The organism is Desulfosporosinus acidiphilus SJ4, assembly GCF_000255115.2.
GTDB lineage: Bacteria > Bacillota > Desulfitobacteriia > Desulfitobacteriales > Desulfitobacteriaceae > Desulfosporosinus > Desulfosporosinus acidiphilus.
Map to the genome: position 1 here is coordinate 2215381 of NC_018068.1, position 24216 is coordinate 2239596.

Sequence of the window (24216 nt, forward strand, 5' to 3'; positions counted from 1 at the left end):
GTAGGGTGCTTACTGCATACTCAAGACATAAAGCTGAAGGGGAGACGTTATGTTTAAGAAAATCCTTGTGGCTAATCGCGGGGAAATCGCTGTACGCGTAATCCGGGCGTGTAAAGAAATGGGTATTCAAACGGTGGCCGTATTTTCCGAAGCCGATCGGGACGCTCTGCATGTAAAAATGGCTGATGAGTCGGTGCTGATTGGACCTGCCTCGAGTTTAAAGAGTTACCTCAATGTCTCAAATATCATTAGAGCTGCAGAACAAACCAGAGCAGATGCTATTCATCCTGGGTATGGTTTTCTATCCGAAAACGCCGGCTTTGCCAGAATTTGCGAATCAAGCGGCTTGACTTTTATTGGCCCCCCGCCGGAAGCCATTGAAATTATGGGAGATAAAGCAAAAGCACGTCAGAAAATGATTGAGGCTGGAGTCCCTGTGGTACCAGGTTCACAGGCAGTGATGCTGGATGAGGAAACGGCTGAAGCTTTAGGTGAGGAGATTGGATATCCGTTGCTGATTAAAGCCTCTGCCGGCGGCGGTGGCAGAGGGATGCGTATTGCCCAAAATGTTGCGGAGCTAAACCAAGCAGTTCAGAACGCTCAAAAGGAAGCCCAAATGTTTTTCGGGAATCCGGAAATATATTTGGAAAAATATATGGAGACAGTGCGTCATATCGAATTTCAAATTCTTGGAGATAAGCATGGGAATATCGTCCATTTAGGCGAACGAGATTGTTCGCTGCAGAGGCGCAATCAGAAATTGCTGGAAGAAGCTCCTGCCAGTACCTTAACACCGGAGCTTCGGGCAGAAATGGGATTGGCTGCTGTTGAGGCAGCGAAGTCGGTTGGTTATTCCAGTGCCGGGACTGTCGAGTTTATCCTAGATCAGAGCGGTAGGTTTTACTTCATAGAAATGAATACCAGAATTCAAGTGGAGCACCCCGTGACTGAACTTGTGACGGGAATTGACTTGGTGAAAGAACAAATACGGATAGCGGCGGGGAAATCATTAGGCTTTCGGCAGGAGGATATTCGGATTTCCGGTTGGGCCATCGAATGCAGAATCAATGCCGAGAATACGGAAAAGAACTTCATGCCTTCCCCCGGCACTATCGGGATTTACCGAGAGCCTCAGGGTACCGGAGTTCGCGTCGATAGTTCTGCTTGTGAGGGATATTGTCTTTCCCCTTATTACGATTCCCTAATTGGTAAGCTCATCGTCTGGGGAGCAAACCGGCATGAAGCTATTCAAAGATTAGAAAGGGCTTTAAAAGAGTATAAAATTGAGGGGGTTCCAACAACAATTCCCTTTCATTTAAAAGTCATTACTAATCCTGCCTACATTAGAGGTGAGGTTCATACGGATTTCATCGAGCGTTGGATGTAAAAGGATTAACTTGACAGTGAAAGTACAGGCTAATGAAACGTGTCATTTCAGAGGACGGATTTTCGGGCAGATACTCCCTTTACTTCAATAATGGTCGAGTACCTAGCGCGATATGCTTTTCTAATACTACCAGAAAGTATAACCTTCGGTTGTATACCGCAAGAAGGCTTAATACGTGCGAAGACAGTGTCTTCGTTCTCTGGTAGAAGTGCAACTACGCAACTGCCTGCGCCAGCCAAATTTTCTTTATATTACGGAATATTATCGGAAAGTATAAACTCGTGTTACAATGACTTTCCATTCATAGAAAACCGAACCAGCCAGATGCCGCTAAGTTCTTTTTTCTGTATATACGGAGTAGTTCCGAAGATGTGTCCCTCCTAATAAGGTAAAAAAAGGAGGAAGAGGTATGTTTGGTTTAACTGAAGATCAAAAGTCAATACGTACAATGGTTCGTTCCTTTGCAGATGAGGTTGTCGAGCCTGGGGCAGAGGAACGTGACCGGACCGGTGAATTTCCAATGGAAATAGTTAAAAGGATGGGTGAGCTGGGACTTTTAGGTTTGCCATTTTCTGAAGCCGTAGGAGGGACCGGTGGAGACACAGTTAGTTATGCTTTGGCTGTTGAGGAAATAACTCGAGTATGTGCCTCCACTGGGATTACCTATGCGGCGTTACTTTCCCTGGGGATAAGTCCGATTTACTATTTTGGGAACTCTGAACAAAAAGCCAAATACTTGCCCTCCTTATTTAGCGGCAAATATTTGGCTGCCTTTGGTTTAACTGAGCCTGGAGCGGGCTCTGACTCGGGCGGTACGAAGACAAAAGCACGTAAAACGGATAAGGGTTGGGTTCTTAACGGCTCGAAATGTTTTATTACCAATGCAAGCTATTCGGGAGTTGTTACCGTAACAGCGGTTACCGATCCTGGAAAGGGAACCCGTGGGATAAGCTCCTTTTTAGTTGAGCCGGGTACTCCAGGATTCCAGATTAACACTCCTTATGAGAAAATGGGCCTTTGTGCCTCCAATACTACGGAGCTTGTGTTTGAGGATGTAGAAATTCCGGCCGAAAATCTCTTAGGTGAGTTAAACAATGGTTTTCGTCAATTTATGCAAATCTTGGATGGCGGCAGGATCAGTATTGGAGCAATGGGAGTAGGCATTGCTCAAGGGGCTCTTGATAAGGCCTTGAAGTATTCTATGGAGCGCAAGCAATTTGGGAAGACATTAAGTAGTTTTCAAGCCATCCAGTTTAAACTGGCAGATATGCTGACCCAAACGGAACTGTCACGTCTGATGATATTGCGGGCGGCAAGCCTTAAAGATGCCAACCTGCCTTTTGGGCAAGAATCAGCTATGGGCAAACTGCATTCCTCTGAAACTGCAGTTAAGAACTCGTTGGAGGCTATTCAAATTCACGGCGGCTATGGCTATATGAAAGACTATCACGTCGAAAGATATCTGCGTGATGCTAAGCTGCTGGAAATTGGGGAAGGAACATCGGAAATTTTACGCATGGTCATTTCCAGAAAGATGGGTTGTCGGTAAAGTTCTTTTGATTTTCATCATCGAATATAGCTGCCTATAACGACGAAAAGATCAAATTGTAGTATAATTATAAATAACTGAATATTCAATATAATAAAACTATTATTCTCTAATCGGAAGGGGGTTTGGTATTTTCAGAATTAAGTTCTCCAACTAGGGCAGACGCCTTTCAGAAGAAAAGAACTCATTCAGCCATAGCTTAAGATTAAAGCTTGTCGGGAAGACTATCACCAATGGAGTTATGAACAAGGTGTGAAGTAAAAAGGCAAGGAGTGTATTATGTATATTGATGAGTATCGTAAAAAGTGTGTTTCTGCCGATGAAGCCGTAAAAGTGGTACGCAGCGGAGATTGGGTTGAGTTTAGCTGGGCGGCAAATATGGCCTGCTTGTTAGACGAAGCCTTAGCCAGACGTAAGGAAGAACTGCATGATGTAAATATTCGTGCGGCGGTTCTGCTAAAGCCGTCAGCTATTCTGGACAGTGACCCATTGGGAGAACATTTCACTTGGAATAGTTGGCACCTTAGTGGCCGTGAACGAAAATTGGTACAAAACGGTCAGGCATATTACATCCCTATCAAATATTCTGAGGTGCCTCGATGGCTCCGCGAGAATTTGCAGACAGATGTGGTAGCAATTCAAGTCGCTCCAATGGATGAACATGGGTATTTTAGTTTTGGTGTTACAATTTCTCACTATGCGGCAGCCATTGAAAAAGCAAGGGTTGTCATTGTTGAAGTTAATGAAGATATGCCCAGTGTACATGGCGGATATGACCATGTGGTTCATATTTCACAAGTAGATTATATTGTCGAAGGAGGCCATAGAGGATTACCTGAATTACCGTCAGCCCCTCCCTCTGAGAAGGACAAAATAATTGCTGCTTACGTAATGCCTGAAATTATGGACGGTGCCTGTATTCAGTTGGGAATTGGGGGTATGCCGAATGCCTTAGGGCAAATGATTGCTGAATCGGATCTAAAGAACTTAGGGATTCACACAGAAATGTTAGTCGACGGGTTTGTAGATATGGTTTCAGCCGGGAAGGTCAATGGGACGTGTAAACAGTTGGACAAGGGCAGAATCACTTTTTCTTTCGCAGCAGGAACACAGAAACTTTATGATTTCATGAAAAATAATCAGGTTTTGGCGGCCTATCCTGTGGATTACACGAATCATCCTTGCAATGCTTCGCGCAACAACAACCTAATTTCTATCAACAGTTGTCTGGAGATCGACTTGACGGGCCAAGTTTGCTCTGAATCGGCCGGCGTCAATATGATAAGTGGTTCTGGCGGTCAGCTTGATTTTGTGGAAGCAGCTTATTACTCGAAGGGAGGCAAAAGTTTTATCTGTTTGCCCTCCACTTATAAGGATAAACAGGGACAAATCAAGTCTCGCATTAAAGGGCTTCTGACTTTGGGTGCTGTGGTTACAGATACCAGGACGACCGTTCATTATATCGTCACGGAGTATGGAATGATTAATCTTAAAGGGTTGTCGACTTGGCAGCGGGCGGAAGCTTTGATTTCAATTGCCCATCCTGATTTTAGAGAAGAATTGATCGATGAGGCAAAGAAGCTCAAGATTTGGCGCCGAAGTAATAAATAACCTTTCGCGCAACATCCGTCATCATGAGCAATTATCAAATTAAAAACTTTCTATTAATATACAGAGATAACCACACTATAGTTAGAGGGACCGTCTTTATGTGACGGTCCCTTTAATTGGTTGACGAATTGCCGTGGGTCTTATGATAGCTTATATATCCGTTAGGTTCAATTTGTGTTTGCCATATCTGGGATTATAGCCTTGCTACATGATGTTTTGGTTGCCGTCGGTCTTTATTTTAGGCGGCGATTCAACAAGGGTCTTTTCCTTAGCAATGCTAATTGGGGTAGTCAGTGGAACTTATTCTTCAATCTTTAATGCCAGCCAAATCCTTGTGGAAATTAAGAAACACATGAAGAATCCACGAATTAGAGCTGGAAAGGCGGTTCGCGCTTAAGAGAAATGATTGCGTTTAATTAAATGGTTAAATTTAGTCTAAACTCGAAAATAAAAGTTTTATTATGCCTTTGCCATGTTTAATTTTTGGCGAAGGTTTTATTACTTTAGAATAGGAGGTCGGTCGTGGCATTCTGTTTGACTTGAATTGCGACCTTTTGAGGATTAATATGAGCGGAGTAGGTGTCTGTGGTCTTGTATAAGAATAAATTAATTAAGCAAGTATAATACTGTGAAATATGATAAAGCTGAGATATAGGAGACCAAAATATGGATCTTATATTAACTGTTGTTGTTATTGTTGCAACAATCAAGTGGGGGAAAGTCAAAAACTGGAGACTCTATTATCCAACTTTTCTTTTCTGGGCTCTCGGAAACTTTGTTTATTTACATCTTACTCGGTTAAAGCCCCTTTGGGCATTTTCTACACCTATGATGGCACGTCCTCTAGCAGAGATCCTGATGTCCTTAGTGATGTTTCCTTGTTTTCTTCTCCTATTCTTTTCATTCTATCCAGCAAAAGGGATTATACTAAAGATTCTCTATGTTTTCCTATGGGTACTCATCTTTTCAAGTATAGAATTTGCTGCTGTTAGGGCCGGTCATTTTAGCTATTATAATGGCTGGCGGTTTATCTATTCTGTATTATTTAACGTTTTCATGTTCTCTTTATTAATTATCCATCAAATTAAACCGGGATGGGCTTGGGGATTATCATTTATTGCAGCATGTTTATTAATGTATGTTTTCAAGATTCCCATTGGCAGCTTTTGATACATTAATCAAACAAACATTGCTTCTTATTATTTTTCGAGCATATTACTACGATCCAATGATTATTCAGAGTTCATTCTTCGATGATATACGCTGGTAGATTTGCTTAAAAATTTAGTTTCTATCGCAACTAACATTCGTTATAATTGATTACGAAGCAATTTTATCTGAAAGAGATAGATAATATTAAGAGAGTATAATCCACACGGACGAGAATAAAGCGGTGGGTATCCGGAAGATCTTGTTTGGAAAACAGCAGTGCAGGATGTCTCCATCAAAATTTATTGAGGCCGTCAAGGAAATATAATAAGAGGAGTTTATATATTATGGATAGTACTGAAATTCACAGCGTAGCAAAAAGATTAATGCTTGTAAGGGGATTGCGAAGTATTGGGCAAGGAGCTATGGTCGTAGATATTACCCTTTATTTAGCGGCACTTCATTGGAGCGGTACTATGATCGGTGGTGTAACATCGGCGGCCGGTTTGTTCGGAGCAATCTTAATCTTATTTGTTGGTATCATCAGTGATAAGTTAGGAAGAAAGCCATTTTTGCTGATATTTGAACTATTGACTATGACAGCAGCCGTTGCCTCTTGTTTTACGACTAAAGCGATTGTACTTGTTTTAGCTATTGTAGTTGTCGGGTTCGGTCGGGGTCAGAGTGGTGCAGCCGGTCCTTTCAGTCCTGCGGAACAGGCCTGGCTGGCTCGTTGTGTAAAACAATCCCAGCGCGGAAAAGTATTTAGCATAAATAATGCCATTGGTTTTATAGGGATGGCTCTGGGAGCAGCTATCGGCGGTTTACCGGGCCTGATGCATGTAAGCAGCCCACTGTTGGCCTACCGGCCGATTTTTATCTTGGTGGCGATATTCTCTTTGCTATGTGCAGTTGTTTTGATTAATACTAAAGAAACAAAAGATGTTTCGGATAGTCCGGCAAAAAGTAAAATTGAGAATGAAAAAATAACCCAAACCAGTGAAACTAATATCCTTCGTCAGGAAAATATAGCCATGTTTAAATTTGCCCTAATTAATACAATTAATGGTATTGCTGTTGGGTTAACTGGCCCGATGATGGCCTATTGGTTCAGTCTAAGGTATCATGTTGGAACAGAAGCGATTGGTGTAACACTTTCGCTGTCTTTTTTGCTGACTGGGATTTTCTCGATAATCAATGGGTTTTTAGCTGAAAGGTATGGTATGGTAAAGTCAGTAACTTGGATGAGAGTGATTGGTTCTATTTTAATGGTGGCACTGCCCTTTATGCCGAATTTTAGCTTAGCTTCATTTATCTATGTCATTAGAAACGCAATTAATCGTGGTACACAAGGCAGCAGATCGGCCTTAAGTGCCAGTTTGACCCGCGATAAGCGAAGGGGTCTGGCCACAAGTATTAATGCCCTGTCTATGAGACTGCCTTCAGCTATTGGCCCTGCTATATCAGGATACATGTTTGAAACAGGTCTTTTAGCCTTACCTTTGGTATTAACTGCAGGCTTGCAATTGATTAATGCAGGGCTTTATCAATGGGTTTTTGGCAACTATGATCAAACGAAAAACAATTCCTAGCATTAATGCAAGGAACCGGAAGGTATATTGATTTCTTTCGATGATAACTTAGTTATGATTGCTTACAAATAATCCTCGCCTTTATTCAAGGTGAGGATTATTTGTAAGTTCTTGTGGTACTAATGGCAGCGAAGCTTAGTAAGACAGGTTGACTAGATTGCTTTTCCTGCTTCATAGGCTTCTAATAAAAGTTCTTTATTATTAGCTGCGGTGTTGGATTCTCTGCCGCCCGTTTGAAGAATAGTCTTAACGACATTTAAACCAAACATCTTAAGCATTGCCTCATTTGTTTGAAAGGATATCTGAAAAGCCTGTGCATTTGGATTTCCTTGAGAGTACACCATGATCAGGTTTTTAACATCGTACCGGGGCTTGTGGTTTTCATCGAACAAACCGCAGAGTCTATCCCATAATAGTTTCATTTGAGCTGAATGTGGGCTTCCCGTAAAAGCGACCACTTTTTTCATGCTCTAATTTCCTCCATTAAATCCTTTAGAATTGTATAGTTAAGGTCATTATATCATAAAGAAAGCTTGGCTGGCCAAGCCTCAAGCGAAAGGGAAGGGTAGTTGCACTGATTAAAGCATAGTACGGGTGTGGCGTCCGGATGGGGCGTTTCGTTGAGTGTTATTTCGAGTTTTATGATTTCTTTATGCAGGAACTTTAGTAAAATGGTGGAATAATAATGAATAGAAATGGAGAATTTTTAAACCCAAATCGAAGCTCCTAAATATTTTTACTATGGCTAAACTTATTTTGGGTAAATAGCTGCATATTCTGTAGTAACGATATTTTTTCTATTAATCTTAGGAAGTGATTCTTATGACGATATTTAGTTCAAGCGTCAATTTTCTGGAGGGTATTTACATAATTTGTTTAACAGTGGGCTTTATCCTCAGTGTGTTAGGCATAGCTTTTGGAGGACATGGCGGGCATATGTCTCATGTCGGTCATGCACAATTCGGTGATTCCCATAGTATGGGGCATTTGACGCATGCTAATATGCAATCAACTAATAACAGCAACATAGCTAATGAAGGGGCGTCAGTCTATACCGCTCCAATATTAAATATCCAGGCTATCTTTGCTTTTCTGCTTGGTTTTGGGGCAGGTGGTCTTGTAGGCTTTCAAGTTTTTAATAGACTTTTACTCACACTTCCTCTTGCCATAGTCGGAGGTATAGCATTTTGGTGGGTAGTTCGAGCAGTAATAACAGTGATGCTCAGGAATCAGACCGCTTATTTAGACATAAAGGATAACGATGTGGTGGGGATAACCGGTTTAGTTATAACTAAAATATCCCAGGATTCAATGGGTGAGATTATGTATCTTTTACAGGGTACAGATAGAATTATCAGGGCAAAAGCATTTGACGGGGGTCAAATAAATAAAGGCGAAAGTGTGGTAATAGTTAAAGTAGAAAGGGGAGTAGCCTACGTAACTTCAGCTGATTCATTTGGTAGGCAAAAGAATTAGAGAGGGGTAAATCAGATGTTTTTTTCGAGTATTCTTATCGTTGTAGCGGTAGCGGTTGTAGGTTTGGTGCTTATCTTAAGTATTCTTGCTCGCATGTTTCAGAAAGCGGGCCCTGATGAAGCTCTTATTGTCTTTGGTATGGGTGGTTCTAATGTTGTTACAGGGGGCGGTCGTGTCGTCTGGCCGCTTGTGCAAACCTGCAAGCGTATATCTTTAGCCTTGATGTCCTTTGATATTGCTCCGGCTAATGATTTATATACGAATCAGGGAGTTGCGGTAACCATTGAAGCGGTGTCACAAATTAAGATTATTGATACCTCAGAGGCAATTAAAACAGCGGCAGTTCAGTTTTTGTCCAAGAGTGATGAAGCTCAAGAGATTATGATTAAACAGGTCATGGAGGGTCACCTTCGCAGTATTATCGGCCAGTTAACAGTAGAGCAAATTGTTAAGGAACCGGATATGGTTCAAACAAAGATGCTTGAGACCTGTCAGGGCGAGTTATCGAAGATGGGGCTTGAAGTTCGTTCATTTACTATTAAGAGTGTCAAAGATCGAAATCAGTATATTGAAAATATGGGTAAACCAGAGATCGCCCGTGTACTTAAGGAGGCCGAGATAGCTAAGGCTACGGCCTTCAAAGAAAGTGAAATCCAGAAAGCAGCAGCAGAGCGGGACGCAGCCATTGCCAGGGCAGAGGCGCAGCAAAAGACTGTAGAAGCTCAGACTCAGTCTGAGACACAACAAGCAGAGAATATGAAAGATTTGAATTTGAAAAGAGCTCAATATGATGCTGAAGTGCAAAAGGCACAGGCTGATAAGGAAAATGCTTATAAACTGCGCGATGCCGAACTGCAGCAGGATTTGACCAAGAAGCAGTGGACTGTTAAAGAGATTGAACGTCAGGGTGAAACTGCCGTCGCCGAAGCTGAGATTAATCGTAAACAAAAAGAATTGGAAGCTAATGTCATTAAACCTGCGGAAGCCGAAGCTCAGGCTGTGAAAATTAAGCAGCAAGCTCAGGCTGAGGCTAATGCTCAGGTTACTGTAATCGAGAATAAAGCAAAGGCTGAGGCCACTGCCCTTAACATCAAGATGGAAAGCGAAGCAAAGGCCGAAGCTACTAAATCTATCGGTACTGCCGAAGCGGATATTATTCGTTCCAAAGGTCTTGCTGAAGCTGAGGCTATTCAAGCTAAAGCAGAAGCATTTGCTAATTACTCAGAAGCGGCCATCTTAGACAAATTACTTGCCGGCTTGCCTGACCTCGCTAAAGCTGTCACTGCACCTCTTGAAAACATCGATAAGATTACGGTTGTATCCACAGGCGGGGACAATTCTGGGATGCAGAAAGTCACTCGCGATGTCACGAATATGATTGCCCAGGTTCCCGATCTTGTGGAAACTTTAACCGGCATAGACATCAAGGATGTTATTTCCGGTCTGGGCGGGTTGAAGAAAAATAATGGTTCTGCTTCAGTAAATGTTTTTGATGAAGATAACGTGACGTAAGGGTTTAATCGATCAATTTATTGGTTAATATCACTATCTGAAAGGAGCTTGGAAGCTATGGGGTTATTTAGTAAAGTAAAAGATCTGCTTCAGGCAAATACTATGGATCTTATATCAAAGGCTGAAGATCCGGAAAAAATGTTAAATCTTTATGTAGAACGAGCAACGGAGGAAGTCCGTAATTTTCAAGTTCAAGTCAACCGTTCACTAGCTGATAAAATTCAACTTGAGGAACGCATTGAAGGCTTGAATAAGGAAATTAAAGTGCGCAGCGAACAGGCCGCACTTGCCGTACAGCAGGGAAAGGATGATTTGGCGAGGACTGCCTTAACATATAAAAAACAGGCTGAGATCAGTAAGAGCGATTATGAGTCTCAACTTATAGAACAGAGTAAATCGGTTGAAGAACTTCAGGGAAATCTTCGTTTGCTTTCGGAGAAACTGGAAAAGGCAAAGATGGAGCGTAATGATCTTGTGATGCGTCAACGGCGGGCGGAAACTATGAAAAAGGCCAATGAAGCTGTATCAGGACTCTCCTCTCATGACCCGTTAGATGATTTTGATCGAATGAAAGATCGCGTCGAGCGCATGGAGGCGGAAGCCAAGGCGTCCGGAACAATGGTACACACGAAAACAATCGAAGATCAATTGGCAGAACTCGAAACGGGCAAAGTTAATTCTGAAATTGAAGATGAGTTAGCCAGGCTTAAAGAAGGAAATAAAATTGAGTTAAATAAGAATTAGGTTCTCCGTTGAATACAACGGATCTTCATCACAAGGTTTCGAACAGAGATGCTTAGGATTGGTGATTGGCATGAATTTTAGGACAAAACGTACAGCGGTAATTCTAACGACACTCATTCTCTTGGGAAGTCAAGTATCACTAGCCTTAGCGCGCGGCGGCGGTGGTGTAGGCGGAAGCTTGGGTCATAGCTCGGGGGGCAGCCTTGGTAGTGGAGGATCTTTTTCGGGAGGCAGCCATTTCGGAGGCGGAGGACTTGGCGGTTTCTTTCCTATTCCTTTCTTCTTCGGGGGCGGGGGCTATGGGGGATCAGGAGTAATACTTTTCCTCATTATCCTGTATATAGCGTGGCGATACTTTAATGCAGGGAACCAAGATAGACGGAAGTGGAGGCGTAATGATCGATTCCCGTCTGCGACAAACTCCGGATCGACGGATAATGACGGCCGCTCAAGGGAAACCTCTGTGGATATAAATGGCCGACCGATTTCAAATTCGGAAAATCTTCAGCGCTTTGGTAAAGCTATTAACTATACGCGCGAGAATATGAGCTATTTAGCTGAAACGTTTCCTCGTTGGGATCGGGACTTCCTTATCGGAAGGGTACGACAAGTTTTCTTTTGGCTGCAAGATAGTTGGAGCCGCCAGGACCTTTCTCAATCTGAAGAGTATCTAATAACGACATTGAATGACAAGTATCAAGCAGATCTGCAAGGTATGAAAGCGCGCGGAGAGCGTAATATAATAAAAGAACCCATTTTGAACACTGGGGATATTGAGTTTATCCAGAGTCATTTGGATGAAGGATCACAGTATTTTATCGTCATGGTTTTTGCGAGTTTAATTGATTATACTGTCGACAACTCAGGAAAACTGATATCAGGAAACGATAATCACAGACTTTACTTTACAGAATTTTGGAAGTTTATCTGGCAGGATGAAAAGTGGTTATTGGCAAGTATTTATCAGGAAGACGCCTTAGAAATAGCTAAAATTGCTCGCGGAATAGACGATTAGAAACCCTACGGTAAAGGTAACATTATAATTATTTAAAAGGTCTGTCTCCAAGATATTTAGGAGACAGCTTTTTTTCTTACGAAAATGCATTTTCATTCTACTATGAAAACGAAAAGGTTCATGAATGTTTATACTGTCAGAAAGTATAACCTTCGGCAGTATACTGCAAGTCCTTCGGTAATAGGTCAAGATCCTGAGCAAGTCAAATTTTCAGTAAGTTAGAGCTAATCCGTGCGAAGACAGTGCCTTTGCACGGATTAGCCTTTCTTGCAGTATTTAAGAGAAGGTCATATTTTTTGATAGTATAAAAATGTTCGGCAATAAATTGCTGAACATTTTTTTGCCCTCTCAGATAATAAGGTAAAGTTTATATATTTCCAATGAATGGAGTGGAAACGATTATTGTATTAGGAGAGAACCAGTACATATCATTAGGGGCTGTCCTAATGGGGTTTGTCATCTCAGAGCAGAACTAGCGGATTGCAGACAAGTATTTTGAGCAGTGGCCGGCCTCCAAGGAGGATACATTTACATGAATGATATTATAAAGTTAGTAATCGCTTTGCTAATGAGTACGTTTGTCATAAGAATTCTTATGAATGTAAATAATCAATTCGGTATTGATTTTGTAGGATTATTTGAAGGTTTATGGAAGAAGATAAGGCGAAGACGAAGAAAATACGATTAAAGATACAGAAGAGCTGCAGTGATGGTTTTTAGAATAAGCCTTATTATAAGTTGTGTACACTAATTTGAATTAGAAGAGAAGGGGCTGGATCTCCTAGAAAAGTCATATTCTGTACTAATACTATTCAATGTTCTCCTTACGTGGACAATAACACAAAATGTCCGCTCCTGGAGGACATTTCTGCTTTTGCAGATTTTGAAACAATGGGTATGAAGTAATTAATAGCTCTAAATCATGAAAGAAGTGAATATAAACGGTGTCGCATAAATAATTTGATATTTGTACACAAAATGCAGAATACTATAAAATGATGTCGAAATATTTAAATTTAATCCAGGAGGTAATGTGAATGGAAAAGAGAGGTCTGGATCATTCGGCTTACGGTGGAGTCAACGGAGAGGATTATATTCCGTATATACCCGCTAGTGAAGCCATGCCTGAGGTCACTGTAGTGTCGTTAGTAATGGGTGTTTTATTTGCCGCACTCTTTGCTGCCGCCAATACATATCTCGGACTTAAGGTAGGAATGACAATTGCCGCTGGGATTCCTTCGGCGGTCTTGGCTACCGGAATACTTAAAGGACTCTTTAAACACAACAATGTCTTAGAGGCTAATATGATTCAATCCATCGCCGCTATGGGTGAGGCCTTGGCGGGCGGAATAATTTTTACGTTGCCGGCGATTATCATCTGGGGGCTGGAGTTAAAATTATCAACAATTGTCGTTGCTACACTGCTCGGGGGATTAATCGGTATTTTCTTTGTTGTTCCCTTGCGTAAATATCTGACAGTGGAAGAACACGGGAAGCTTATCTTTCCTGAAAGTATGGCAGCCGCTGAAATCCTTGCTACAGGTAGTTCCGGCGGTACCGGATTTAAGACAGTACTGACAGGTTTGTTGTATGGCGGTGGTTATAAACTCTTCTCCGGTGGTTTTGCTCTTTGGATGGAAGAACCACAATGGACGATTAAATCCTTGCAGAGTACCGTCTTTGGTGTCGATACATTGGCATCACTTGCCGGGGTTGGTTTTATCATCGGGATTGAAGCTGCACTCTATATGTTTGCCGGTGCACTGGTGGCCTGGTTCGGGTTAATTCCTTTGATTAAATACGTAGGTGCAGGGCTGACTACCCCCTTGTTCCCTTCCACGACATTAATCTCGAAAATGAGTGCTTCAGCGATCTGGAGCAATTATATCAGATACGTGGGGGCAGGAGCTGTCGCTGCCGGTGGATTTATCAGTTTAGGCAGATCATTGCCCACCATTGGCCGCTCATTCAAATCAGCAATGGGTGGTCTGGGTAAAGGAACTGTCAGCGATAAACGTACAGATATAGATGCGCCGATTATTTGGGTTATTGGGGCAGCAGTTTTTGTATTCCTTCTTGCGTGGTTATTGCCTATGATTTCTATTGGACCGGTTGGGTCTCTGCTGGTTGTTATTTTTGCCTTCTTCTTTGCTGTGGTTTCTGCTCGGATGTGCGGAATCGTCGGTGCTTCCAATAATCCGGTGTCCGGGATGACCATTGCTTCCTTGCTCTTTATCACGGCTGTGTTAAAAGCTACAGGGTTAACTGGTCAGCATGGGATGGTTGCCGCTATCCTGGCAGGTTCTATTGTCTGTATTGCCATTGCTGTGTCCGGTGATGCTGCCCAAGCTCTTAAGACTACTCATATCATTGGTGGTACACCGAAACGAGTGGAATTCAGCATGTATGCAGGTGTAGCTTTCGCCTCTGTATTTTCCGGTTTGGTGTTGTTAATGTTAAACCATACTTACGGGATTGGCTCCGATGCTGTGGCTGCACCTCAGGCGACATTGATGTCCATGGTTGTAAAAGGTGTTATGACAGGTCAAATACCCTGGATTCTTGTTATTATCGGCGTTACCTTCGGAGTGATGTGTGCTTTAATGAGATTGCCGGTTTTGCCGGTGGCCCTGGGTCTCTACTTGCCGATTCACCTCAGTGCAGGTATTCTGGTCGGTGGTTTGATCCGAGTATTTGTTGACCGAAAATTCCGTGACAATAGTGAACAATTAAAGGAAAAGGTAGAAAAGGGAATTCTGCTGGCTTCCGGACTTGTTGCCGGGGATGCGATTATGGGTATCGTGATTGCGGTATTTGCTACCCTGAGTATAAACATCGGCTTTGGAGCTAACATTTTACCGGGAATTACCGGCAGCCCATATACGGCAATGCTTCTTTATATTCTGTTAGCTGTCTGGATGTACTGGATTACTGTAAAGAAAGATAAGAAACAGAATGGGTGAGTTCATGTCTAGTCTTAAGAAGAAAAACAAGGAAGATAATTATCTTTGTTATATCCCATGGAAACAACATCAACAATGGGAATTAAGAAATGGAAAAGTGTTTCTCTTCTTTGAGCATGATAAATTTGTTGAGAAGTTTGCTCGTTGGTTGGTTAAGAAACCATATATTAGCGATGTTGAATTGGATGATTTAGGGTCGCAGGTTTGGTCCCTTATTGATGGCAAGTGTACGGTGTTCGAGATCGGACAAAAATTGCAAAATCTTTTTGGAACTGAGTTTGATCCTAAATACCAAAGACTGATTTCCTATTTGAATTATCTGAACAAAAAAGGCTGGATCTTGTTTAAAAGAGGTCCGCAGTTGCAGGGGGATTAATGATGGAACTTAACCAACAAATAGAGCAATATAAAAATGACCTGATTCAATCGGTTCAGGAACTTATTCGAATTAAAAGCGTCCAGGGAGAGGCACAGGAAGGTAAACCCTTCGGTGCTGATGTCGATGAGGCTCTCAATAAGGCTTTGTCAATTGCAGAAAAAATGGGATTTAGAACCGTTAATTTGGATGGCTATATTGGTTATGCCGAGTACGGGGAAGGGGAGGACTATGTGGGTGTCCTCGGGCATCTAGATGTGGTTCCAGAAGGTGATGGCTGGATTTATCCTCCTTATGCTGCCGAGATTCATGACGGGAAAATTTATGGCCGAGGAACTATGGATGATAAAGCGCCGATTCTAGCTGCTTTATACGGCCTTAAAGCCATCAAGGATCTTCAGCTTCACTTGAAACGCAAGGTTAGAGTCATATTTGGCACAAATGAAGAGAGCGGCTGCCAGGAAATGGAGCATTATCTGGCTAGGGAAAAACCACCGGTTTCCGGTTTTACTCCTGATGCTGAATATCCGATTATCTATGCTGAAAAAGGGATTACCTTTTTTGACTTGGTAAAAAATCTGGAGCAAAAGCACGAGGAAGACGTTGTAATCAAGTCGATGAAGGGCGGACAAAGAGCAAATATGGTGCCTGATTACTGTGAGGCACAAGTTGTGGCGAAGGATTCGGCTCAAATCATTAAGACTGTCCAAGAATTTGCAGAAATCACTGGTTATACTATTTTTGCTGAGCCACAAGATAGTGGAGTGATAATTAAGTCAAAGGGTGTTTCAGCCCATGGCAGTCTGCCTCATCTGGGCAAAAATGCCATCATGCAGATGATGCAATTGCTTGGTAAACTGTCATTGGGCGACAATGATGCAGCTAACTTTATCGCCTTCTTGAATAAGTATGTCGGCATGGAAACAGACGGGAAATCCTTTGGGGTTGATCTTGAGGACAAGGAGTCAGGGAAGCTGTCTTTTAATGTTGGGACAATTTCCTTAGAGAATAACGAAGTACGTTTGGGTTTGAATTTGCGCTACCCTGTAACCTATAACTTAGAGGATATGATGGATTTAATCTATAAACGCCTTGAGGGGACAGGTATCGGAGTTGAACTTAACCTTCATCAAAAACCTTTATATTTCTCAGTAGATCATCCCCTAATTAAATCTTTGCAAAAAGTTTATACGGAACAAACCGGCATGGAAGCTACTTTATTAGCCATCGGCGGCGGAACATATGCCAAAGAAATGCCTAACATTGTCGCTTTTGGGCCAATACTGCCTGGTGAGGAGGATCTTGATCACCAAGCTAATGAATACATTAAAATAGAACATTTAGTGCTAAATGCCAAGATCTATGCTCATGCAATCCACGAATTAGCGAAGTAAGGTAAGGCATTAGTGTACTAAGTACATTAACAAATAAGTCCCGGTTTAACTTGAAAAAAGTTGAACCGGGATTTGTTTGCTCAAAATTATCTTGTAAGGTATTGGTACGATTGCTGCTTATTTGTTAGTCATTAAAATTGGTTTTTAAACGAATGACAAATGGAATGCTTATAAGAACCGCAAAGGCGGAGACATACAGACCAATGGTTGCCGAATAGTAGTCGGCTATCAGACCTATCAAGGCTACGCCAAAAGTTCCTAATGTATTGCCAATCCCTAACGTCAGTCCTGAAGCCATGCCTTTATTCTTCGGGAAAAGGGCTTGACCAAAAACCATAACCACTGAACTGGTGGAATAAAGTGAGGCTCCCAGGAGCGCAATTAGGACAAATGAGAGAAACATTGTGTGAACATTTAAGAAAAGTACCAACCAAAGACAGGAAAGAAGCGCTGAGGCAATCAGAATCGGTTTAGGACCAATAATATCTGATAATGCACCTCCGGCAACATTTCCAAAGCTTCCTGCCATAAACAAAAGGGATAAAAGCGTTGCGGTTTCAGTCAGCGGGTAACCTGAAGAGTGCCAAAGGATAGGAACAAGGGTCAGAGTCGTCAGGGATGTCATATTTCGCAGAGCAACAACCACTAGAAGACTACCGGCCTTCCGCAAACCGAGAATAAATTCCGGAGTCAGAAACTTGCCTTGGCCTGGTTTTGGCTCAGGAGGAGGTGACATTACCCAATACATGATTAAGGCCATCAGTAAACCTGGAACAGCAACGAAGAGAAGTCCAAACCGGCCTCCGATAAGAAAGGCTGTACTGGCCAAAATTGGGGCTATGGCACGACCAAAATTCCCTCCGATCATGAATAAACTCATGCCGAAACCTTTACGTTTACCTGTGATATCGCTTACGAGAGCAGAAGCATGCGGATGAAAAGCCGCATTACCTAAACCGCTGATAAGAAGCAAGATAAGAAGAATAGCATAAGAGGGAGCCAAGCCGAAGGCAATGGCAGCTAAGAGACTCCCCAAAGCAAGTCCTCCCACGACAAACTTTCTGCCGCCGGAACGGTCCGCCCAATACCCCATGAACGGCTGAAGCAACTGAGCACTTAACGCAGAAACGGTGCTGATTAAGCCTGCTGCCGCGGTGCTAAAACTAAGTTGTGCCATCAAGGCCGGTAATAATACCGGATATAGATTTGGATAAGTGTCATTAATCATATGACTGACAGTAAAAACGAGCGTTCTTCCAAGGGAACGACCTGAAAAACCTTGTTCCTTCTCCTCCATAAAAGTCTCTCCTTTAAAATCTTTCTCTCAGTTACTCCTCAGTGGGTGGGGTGCTCTGAAGAAGGGCTTGATATTCATTAATGAAGAATTGGAAATTTTCCTGGCGCATTTTTATATCTCTGAGATATTCTTCGAGACGTTCCTTCCCTTTAAGAGTTATGACATAAAACCTCTTGGGCTGACCAATGTCCTGAATGTCCCATCGTGATTCGATGCACCCTTCACCTTCAAGGGCACGCAACGTACGATAAACCATGGCGCTGTCTCCCAGAAAATGTGGCATTTCCCGTTTCATGCTGGCCAGAAGAGAGCCTCCGTAATCTGATTTTCGAGCCAAAAAAAGCAATATAAACGCAGGTGCATGCCGGGGAGCATATTCTTTTTTACTCATAAAGCGATCTCTCCTTCGTTAATAGACAATTACATTATAGTGCAATTAACAGTATAGATCAAATTAACCTTAGTTGAAAACAACTCCCATATAGTGTAAGATTACACTATATGGGAGTTGTTGTATGTGACAAAAGATGAATTTATTAAAAATCTGGACCAAAAACTAAAATTGATTCGTACAGAGTTTAATTATTCCCAGGATAAAATGGCGGAAATATTAGGTGTATCCAAGAAAACTCTCGTCCAGATCGAAAAGGGAAGGTCGACACTTGGCTGGATGGGTGCCGTTACACTCTGCACTATTTTCGAAAAAAGTGAGATTCTGACCTTGATGTTTGGCGGTCAGCCCAAAGAAGTAATTTTGGCCTTTGCGTTCAACAGCACAGAACAGGATTATCCCAAAACTCTGGGTGGAAGAGTATGGTGGGAAGAAGTTGAAGCTTCTTTTGGCTACAAATTGCAGAAAAACCTTATCACTCAGCATTATCGAATTCTTGACAGTCAAGACAGGCGAATTTGTTCTTCTTTTGAATTAGATCAAATGAATAAACGACTTAAGGAGCTTGTTGAACATGAAGGAATTTGAAACAGGATGCCTGATAATTCATGGTTTTGCAGGAAGCCGTCGTGAGATTGACTCACTCGTTACTAGACTTAATGAAAACGGACTTCCAACATCGGTGCCCGTTCTGGCAGGGCATGAATCAAGTCGTAGAGAACTTGCCAGAGCTAAATACACTGATTGGATTCAATCTGTTTTTGCAGCCTATAATGACCTGGAAAAGCAATGTAATAATGTGGTCGTAATGGGCTTTTCAATGGGAGGTTTACTTGGGATTCAACTTTGCCAAGCTCATAAGATTAAGGCGTTAGTGTTGATTAATACACCTATCTACTATTTAAATCTAAAAAGAGTTTTTCTCAATTTAGGATGTGATTTTAGATTTTATGCTCGAAAATATCTGGTTTCGAGTACCAATCCTCCTCCATTTGCGGCCTTAATTCAATTTTTAATCTTACTACATAAGACAAAATCTTTATTAAAAGACACCAAATGCACTTCACTGATTTTTCAAACCCTCGATGATGACGTCATTAAGCCCAAGAGTGCAAATCACATCTATGCTAACATTAGCGGACATAAAACTTTAAAACTATATCCTACTGGCGGGCATCTAGTTCTTTTGACTGAAACTGGTGAAAGGATCGGGGAAGAAATATACGGTTTTCTAGAGGGCCTAAAAAGGCTGGTGTAGAAGTCACCAATTGATTTGGTATATATCAAGAATTAATTACAAAGGGATAAAAAATTAATTAATTATTAAGAGAAAGAAGTTAATCGCCGGAACATTGAAGGAGATATTTGGAAAATAATTCAGACTATAAAAGCCTAATGTATCGTTATTTATATTTTAGAAAATCATTATTTCTCCATCATTGGGTACATAGATTTGATTTGATAGTTTTTCTTCATCAATATATTGTTTCAGTTCCGAACGAGAAAGGGCACAATGATTCCAGGACTCCATGTGAACAACGATAATTTTTGTATAGGGCGCTTTTCTTGCCAGGAGGCAAATATCTTGTTTCGTCATAGTGATGGGGTCTCCGGAACTAAATTGCGCTGCTCCGGCAAAAACAACGGTTATGTCAGGATGGTATTTCTCTAAAGCCTGCTCAACATCGTCGCAAAAAATGGAATCTCCAGCAATATAAAGGGATGGTTCTTGAGGAGAGCGGAGAACAAAGCCAGAGACAGGTCCCATCTTTTCTCCAATATCACCTGTGCCGTGTTTTCCATTAGTTCGAAATATCAATATTTCGTTCCAAGCGCATGATTCCAGCGGCAGTTTTGTATTGGTAAATCCGTGTTCAGCAAGTTTTTCAGCGTCAGAGGGCTGACCAAACATCAAAATATCTTTAGGCAGCATTTCGATGGCCGTATGATCAAAGTGGTCTCGATGGGTGTGAGTTACCAATACGGCATCTACATTGATTAGAGCAGCTGCGTCTTTTGGCAGATCTGTTAAAGGGTTTCTATTGGAATTTGCTACTCCTGGAATAGCTTCGAGTGTATTTTTGGGGCTGAACATTGGGTCTACTAAAAACCTCTTCTGATTAATTTTAAGTAACATTGTAGCGTGACGGATTAACTGAATTTCCATTGGATCATCCTCCTTGGTTTTCTTGTATTAATTATAAGAAAGGATCTGATTGATTGGTGAATCAATATAAAGCAGATAACTTTCACAATCAAAATAATTGGAGCAAATTAATTGACCAAACGGATCGTGAGATTATCAACCTACTGAAACAGAATTCCAGGCTACAGTGGCAAGAGATTGGTGAGCGTGTCCATTTAACCGGCCAAGCGGTTGCCAATAGAGTGCGAAGATTAGAACAAATAGGAGTTATTAAAGGATTTACGGTTTCTGTAGATGAGTCAATACACGGTAAACATTTAGAAGCCTTTGTTACAGTTTTTATGAAGACAACAGATCACTCAAGGTTTCAAAAATTTATTGGGAAGCATTCGCTGATTGAAGAAGCCCATCGTGTAAGTGGTGAGGGATGTTATTTACTCAAAGTTCAAGCTAATGATCATGCCGAGTTGACAAATTTCTTGGATGAGATATTGGAATTCGGTAACTACAGAGTGAATCTTTCAATTAAAAAAATAACAGAAAAACTCATTTCTCTTTCGCCCTTTAACGATGATAAGCCGCCGGAGACTTAGAAAAAGTGGATAGGAAAGAAATTAGAATATTATATATTCGGCCATTTCTTTACTACTTTTAGAAAGGAAATTTATCTTATATTGAAGGAAATATATAATAGTAAGTATAAATATAGTTTATCGGAAATGAGATTATTATTTTGCACTTTACGCTTAAAGCAGTTTAGTCTTAATTTGAGATGAGGAAAAGGTGATTAGTGTATGTCGGTTGCAGATTTTGAAGCAGTAAAAAAGTGGTCAAAAATCCCACCAAATATTCAGCAGCGTCTCTTAAATAACGTATTTTGTTCCAAATGTGGGGTAACAACGATAGTTGAGTACACTTTGCTTAATGACAAGTTTGGCATTTTACTGAAAGGTAAGTGCAAAAAGTGTGGCTTTGATGTGGCAAGGCTTGTTGAGGATGAATGAACCAATGTATCAATAAATTCCGAAATAATCAAAAGAATGACTAATTTGCCTGGGTATTGAGGTGAACTATGAATGTTTTGATTTTTGACGGTTCGGGTTTTGTAGGAAGAAACTTGAAAGAGGAATTGCTTGCTAACGGATAAGTTGCAATAAGGAATCCCAACAGAGTCAAAAATAGCTTAGATAATAGGGTTAAGGCCATAGAATGGACTAATTGCGAACTGTTGGACATTGATGTGGTAATTAACTTAGCGGGGGAGACCATCGGTAATCGTCGATGGTCTAGAAATAAGATAAAAATATTAATAGTGAGGGTAACAATGACTAAAAAAATATTATTGGCAATAATTGCAGTGTCTCTTCTCTTGACAGGATGTGGAAATAACAACAACTTGACAGATACTACTCAACATTCTAATGAAAAAGCCTCCACAGGGACAATGGGGTCAAGTGATAAACTTACGACCAGTGATTCATTGGATTATAGTCAGTATGTTAAGAAGATATGGCAGAATAGAAATGCAACAAGTGAAGTTTCATTTGCGTTCTCAAAAATCGAAAATGGTAAAGTAACCGGGAAATTAAACTTACTTAACAATCTTCAAACCGATAGTAAGCTGCCCAGTATTGAGGTTGATTTTGAAGGAACAATTGACAAGGATACTGCTGAATGTCAGTATTTTGATTCACAAGGAAATAAGGGAACACTCGAATTTATCTTAAAATCAAAAAATAAAATAGACGCAACTATTAAAATAATAGATAAATCAAAAAAGACGGTACAACCACCAGAAGGAACCTTTGAATTTGCGCCAGAGAATATTAAGGACATAAAGGGCTTTAGTCCAATTGAAAGTCAATCGTTTATGGTCAATTTAAATTCCTGGGGCAACGTTAAATTCGTTGCGGGTAAACTTACGGGTGGTAATCATGTACCCGTTGAGTTCTATTTAACGAACAAAGATGGGGATATCCTCTATGATTTTGCCGCAACACTACCCTATAGAGTTGACGTTAAAGCGGTTTCCTTTAATGATGTAAATAAAGACGGATTAAAAGATATAATCATTATCGTCGCTGATGAAGATGATCATAGCAATTGTTTAGCTACAGTCTATATTCAAAATACAGATGGGTCTTTCAATAATAATCTAAAATTAGATCAAGAAATTAACGAATCAGGTAGCAACAAAGATATACAAACTGTAACGAACTTTCTTGCTCGAAAATTTTAGTTAGTCCTTTTCCTCAATCCATGAGAAATCCGAAGTTTCTGCCATCAACTGATCCGGAAGGATTTGAGAGAGAAAAATTCCACGTCCAATTACCAAAAGACATACTCCATTTATCCATGAAAAATTAGCGATATAGAAAAGAGTGTTCGTTGAAGAATAAAAATGGGAGTGTGGCAAAACTTTAAAAAAGTTGCCACACTCCTTACTATCACTACTTGCCTCCATAAAGGAACTTTAATTCTTCCTCTTTCATCGTAAAGCTGTGCTGGTCATCTGGGAAAAGCTCACTACGTATTTCATGTACATATGTTCTTAAACCGTTGGTAATTTGCTTATTAATATCAGCATAGGGTTTAACAAACTTCGAAACACGTTCTATACCATAAGTGAGAATATCATGGTAAACAAGCACTTGGCCATCAGTATGAACCCCTGCCCCGATCCCTATTGTAGGGACTGTCAATAATGAAGATATTTCCTCAGCGAGTTGTTTGGGAACACATTCGAGCAAAACCGCAAATGCCCCTGCGTCTTGGCAGCGCTTGGCATCTTCGACGATTTGCCGGGCACTTTCGGCGTCTTTACCCTGAACTTTAAATCCGCCAAGGACTCCCACTGATTGGGGAGTAAGTCCCAGATGAGATATAACAGGTATACCGGCTTTTACAAGTGCTTCAATATGTTCAAGCACTTTGTCAGCTCCTTCAACTTTAACAGCATGAGCACCGGTTTCTTGAATAAGTCTGGCTCCATTTATAAGTGTATCCCTAATTGAGAGATGATAACTCATAAAGGGCATATCCACTACAATGAAAGTATCACAAGCCCCACGTTTTACAGCCTTAGCATGATGAATCATGTCCTCCATCGCCACATAGACGGTGGAATCATATCCTAGTACAACATTGCCCAAAGAATCACCTACAAGAATCATATCAACATCTGCTTGTTCGGCCAGCTTGGCTGAGGGATAATCGTAGGCGGTTACCATAACAATCTTTTTTCGTTGGTTTTTCATTTCCAAGAAGTCTTTTGTGGATTTCATCATTTCTCCTCCTTTTTTCAGGAGAGGCGAGAAACAAGTTAACAAAAAAAGTTCCTTTAACAGAAGGAACTTTTAAATATAACAGTTTCATCCCTCTGTCCTTGCCTGTAACAGGTCTAGGCAGAATCACTTAAATTTTTTGGATACCATTTAGGTGCAGTTCAAATGATACTGCCCAAAATGAGTATATCAGGTTACTTGTGTCTTGACTATTACTAAATCCTTTTTAAATTAAAGTAGTATGGCCACGTAATTATCAAATATGGCATCTGATATTAAGTATACGGTTTTGAGAATTTCTTAAAAAAAAGCTTGTATACTGTATAACAA

Annotated in this window: 23 protein-coding genes; 18 read left to right on the plus strand and 5 right to left on the minus strand. The window is 41.1% G+C overall.

The window, feature by feature from the left end; translation table 11 throughout:
• Positions 1 to 49 precede the first annotated feature (49 nt).
• The 6 genes from accC (at position 50) to DESACI_RS10260 (ending at position 7288) form a co-directional block, all read left to right on the plus strand.
• On the plus strand, positions 50 to 1387 hold the full coding sequence (gene accC, locus DESACI_RS10240) for an acetyl-CoA carboxylase biotin carboxylase subunit (protein ID WP_014827119.1): 1338 nt from the start codon (positions 50 to 52) through the stop codon (positions 1385 to 1387).
• A gap of 409 nt (positions 1388 to 1796) precedes the next feature.
• A complete protein-coding gene (locus tag DESACI_RS10245; protein ID WP_014827120.1) occupies positions 1797 to 2936 on the plus strand; it encodes an acyl-CoA dehydrogenase family protein in 1140 nt (379 codons plus the stop codon).
• Between the two features lie 279 nt (positions 2937 to 3215).
• A complete protein-coding gene (locus tag DESACI_RS10250) occupies positions 3216 to 4547 on the plus strand; it encodes an acetyl-CoA hydrolase/transferase family protein (RefSeq protein WP_014827121.1) in 1332 nt (443 codons plus the stop codon).
• 208 nt (positions 4548 to 4755) lie between these two features.
• On the plus strand, positions 4756 to 4944 hold the full coding sequence (locus DESACI_RS24860) for a hypothetical protein (RefSeq protein WP_083845578.1): 189 nt from the start codon (positions 4756 to 4758) through the stop codon (positions 4942 to 4944).
• Between the two features lie 269 nt (positions 4945 to 5213).
• Positions 5214 to 5717, plus strand: coding sequence for a CBO0543 family protein (locus DESACI_RS10255; RefSeq protein ID WP_014827122.1), 504 nt, complete (start codon positions 5214 to 5216; stop codon positions 5715 to 5717).
• 326 nt (positions 5718 to 6043) lie between these two features.
• The gene (locus tag DESACI_RS10260) at positions 6044 to 7288 is read left to right on the plus strand and encodes an MFS transporter (protein ID WP_014827123.1); all 1245 of its coding nucleotides are present in this window, start codon (positions 6044 to 6046) and stop codon (positions 7286 to 7288) included.
• Positions 7289 to 7440: 152 nt separating this feature from the next.
• On the opposite strand, the gene DESACI_RS10265 is transcribed toward DESACI_RS10260, so the two are convergent.
• Complete coding sequence (locus DESACI_RS10265) at positions 7441 to 7755, minus strand: flavodoxin family protein (protein ID WP_242833152.1); 315 nt, start codon at positions 7753 to 7755, stop codon at positions 7441 to 7443.
• A gap of 355 nt (positions 7756 to 8110) precedes the next feature.
• Here DESACI_RS10265 and DESACI_RS10270 point away from each other — a divergent pair, with 355 nt between their 5' ends.
• The 7 genes from DESACI_RS10270 (at position 8111) to pepV (ending at position 16768) form a co-directional block, all read left to right on the plus strand.
• Positions 8111 to 8764 carry an NfeD family protein gene (locus DESACI_RS10270; protein WP_014827124.1) on the plus strand — a complete coding sequence of 218 codons (654 nt, stop codon included), beginning with the start codon at positions 8111 to 8113 and terminating at the stop codon, positions 8762 to 8764.
• Positions 8765 to 8779: 15 nt separating this feature from the next.
• On the plus strand, positions 8780 to 10276 hold the full coding sequence (locus DESACI_RS10275) for a flotillin family protein (RefSeq protein ID WP_014827125.1): 1497 nt from the start codon (positions 8780 to 8782) through the stop codon (positions 10274 to 10276).
• Between the two features lie 57 nt (positions 10277 to 10333).
• Complete coding sequence (locus tag DESACI_RS10280) at positions 10334 to 11020, plus strand: PspA/IM30 family protein (protein WP_014827126.1); 687 nt, start codon at positions 10334 to 10336, stop codon at positions 11018 to 11020.
• Between the two features lie 70 nt (positions 11021 to 11090).
• Positions 11091 to 12035, plus strand: coding sequence for a TIM44-like domain-containing protein (locus DESACI_RS10285; RefSeq protein ID WP_014827127.1), 945 nt, complete (start codon positions 11091 to 11093; stop codon positions 12033 to 12035).
• Between the two features lie 1037 nt (positions 12036 to 13072).
• Positions 13073 to 14998 carry an OPT family oligopeptide transporter gene (locus tag DESACI_RS10290; protein ID WP_014827129.1) on the plus strand — a complete coding sequence of 642 codons (1926 nt, stop codon included), beginning with the start codon at positions 13073 to 13075 and terminating at the stop codon, positions 14996 to 14998.
• A gap of 4 nt (positions 14999 to 15002) precedes the next feature.
• Positions 15003 to 15374 (plus strand): PqqD family protein, encoded by a 372-nt coding sequence (locus DESACI_RS10295; RefSeq protein ID WP_041276426.1) that lies wholly within the window; start codon positions 15003 to 15005, stop codon positions 15372 to 15374.
• A gap of 2 nt (positions 15375 to 15376) precedes the next feature.
• The gene (gene pepV, locus DESACI_RS10300) at positions 15377 to 16768 is read left to right on the plus strand and encodes a dipeptidase PepV (protein WP_014827131.1); all 1392 of its coding nucleotides are present in this window, start codon (positions 15377 to 15379) and stop codon (positions 16766 to 16768) included.
• Positions 16769 to 16892: 124 nt separating this feature from the next.
• On the opposite strand, the gene DESACI_RS10305 is transcribed toward pepV, so the two are convergent.
• Both DESACI_RS10305 and DESACI_RS10310 read right to left on the minus strand, forming a co-directional pair.
• Complete coding sequence (locus tag DESACI_RS10305; RefSeq protein WP_014827132.1) at positions 16893 to 18065, minus strand: MFS transporter; 1173 nt, start codon at positions 18063 to 18065, stop codon at positions 16893 to 16895.
• A gap of 31 nt (positions 18066 to 18096) precedes the next feature.
• Complete coding sequence (locus DESACI_RS10310; RefSeq protein WP_014827133.1) at positions 18097 to 18456, minus strand: PadR family transcriptional regulator; 360 nt, start codon at positions 18454 to 18456, stop codon at positions 18097 to 18099.
• A 126-nt stretch (positions 18457 to 18582) separates the two neighbouring features.
• Here DESACI_RS10310 and DESACI_RS10315 point away from each other — a divergent pair, with 126 nt between their 5' ends.
• Both DESACI_RS10315 and DESACI_RS10320 read left to right on the plus strand, forming a co-directional pair.
• A complete protein-coding gene (locus tag DESACI_RS10315) occupies positions 18583 to 19044 on the plus strand; it encodes a helix-turn-helix transcriptional regulator (RefSeq protein WP_014827134.1) in 462 nt (153 codons plus the stop codon).
• A complete protein-coding gene (locus DESACI_RS10320) occupies positions 19031 to 19714 on the plus strand; it encodes an alpha/beta hydrolase (protein ID WP_014827135.1) in 684 nt (227 codons plus the stop codon). The genes DESACI_RS10315 and DESACI_RS10320 overlap by 14 nt, the downstream gene beginning before the upstream one ends.
• 156 nt (positions 19715 to 19870) lie before the next feature.
• On the opposite strand, the gene DESACI_RS10325 is transcribed toward DESACI_RS10320, so the two are convergent.
• Positions 19871 to 20623, minus strand: a complete 753-nt coding sequence (locus tag DESACI_RS10325; protein ID WP_014827136.1) for an MBL fold metallo-hydrolase — start codon at positions 20621 to 20623, stop codon at positions 19871 to 19873.
• A 56-nt stretch (positions 20624 to 20679) separates the two neighbouring features.
• Here DESACI_RS10325 and DESACI_RS10330 point away from each other — a divergent pair, with 56 nt between their 5' ends.
• The 3 genes from DESACI_RS10330 to DESACI_RS10340 all read left to right on the plus strand — a co-directional run bounded on the left by DESACI_RS10330 (position 20680) and on the right by DESACI_RS10340 (position 22841).
• Positions 20680 to 21195 carry an Lrp/AsnC family transcriptional regulator gene (locus tag DESACI_RS10330; RefSeq protein WP_014827137.1) on the plus strand — a complete coding sequence of 172 codons (516 nt, stop codon included), beginning with the start codon at positions 20680 to 20682 and terminating at the stop codon, positions 21193 to 21195.
• Between the two features lie 201 nt (positions 21196 to 21396).
• Positions 21397 to 21606: a hypothetical protein gene (locus tag DESACI_RS10335; protein ID WP_014827138.1), complete on the plus strand. Its 210-nt coding sequence runs from the start codon at positions 21397 to 21399 to the stop codon at positions 21604 to 21606.
• Between the two features lie 320 nt (positions 21607 to 21926).
• Positions 21927 to 22841: a hypothetical protein gene (locus DESACI_RS10340; RefSeq protein ID WP_041276040.1), complete on the plus strand. Its 915-nt coding sequence runs from the start codon at positions 21927 to 21929 to the stop codon at positions 22839 to 22841.
• 211 nt (positions 22842 to 23052) lie between these two features.
• On the opposite strand, the gene panB is transcribed toward DESACI_RS10340, so the two are convergent.
• Positions 23053 to 23886, minus strand: coding sequence for a 3-methyl-2-oxobutanoate hydroxymethyltransferase (gene panB, locus DESACI_RS10345; protein WP_014827139.1), 834 nt, complete (start codon positions 23884 to 23886; stop codon positions 23053 to 23055).
• Positions 23887 to 24216: the final 330 nt, after the last annotated feature.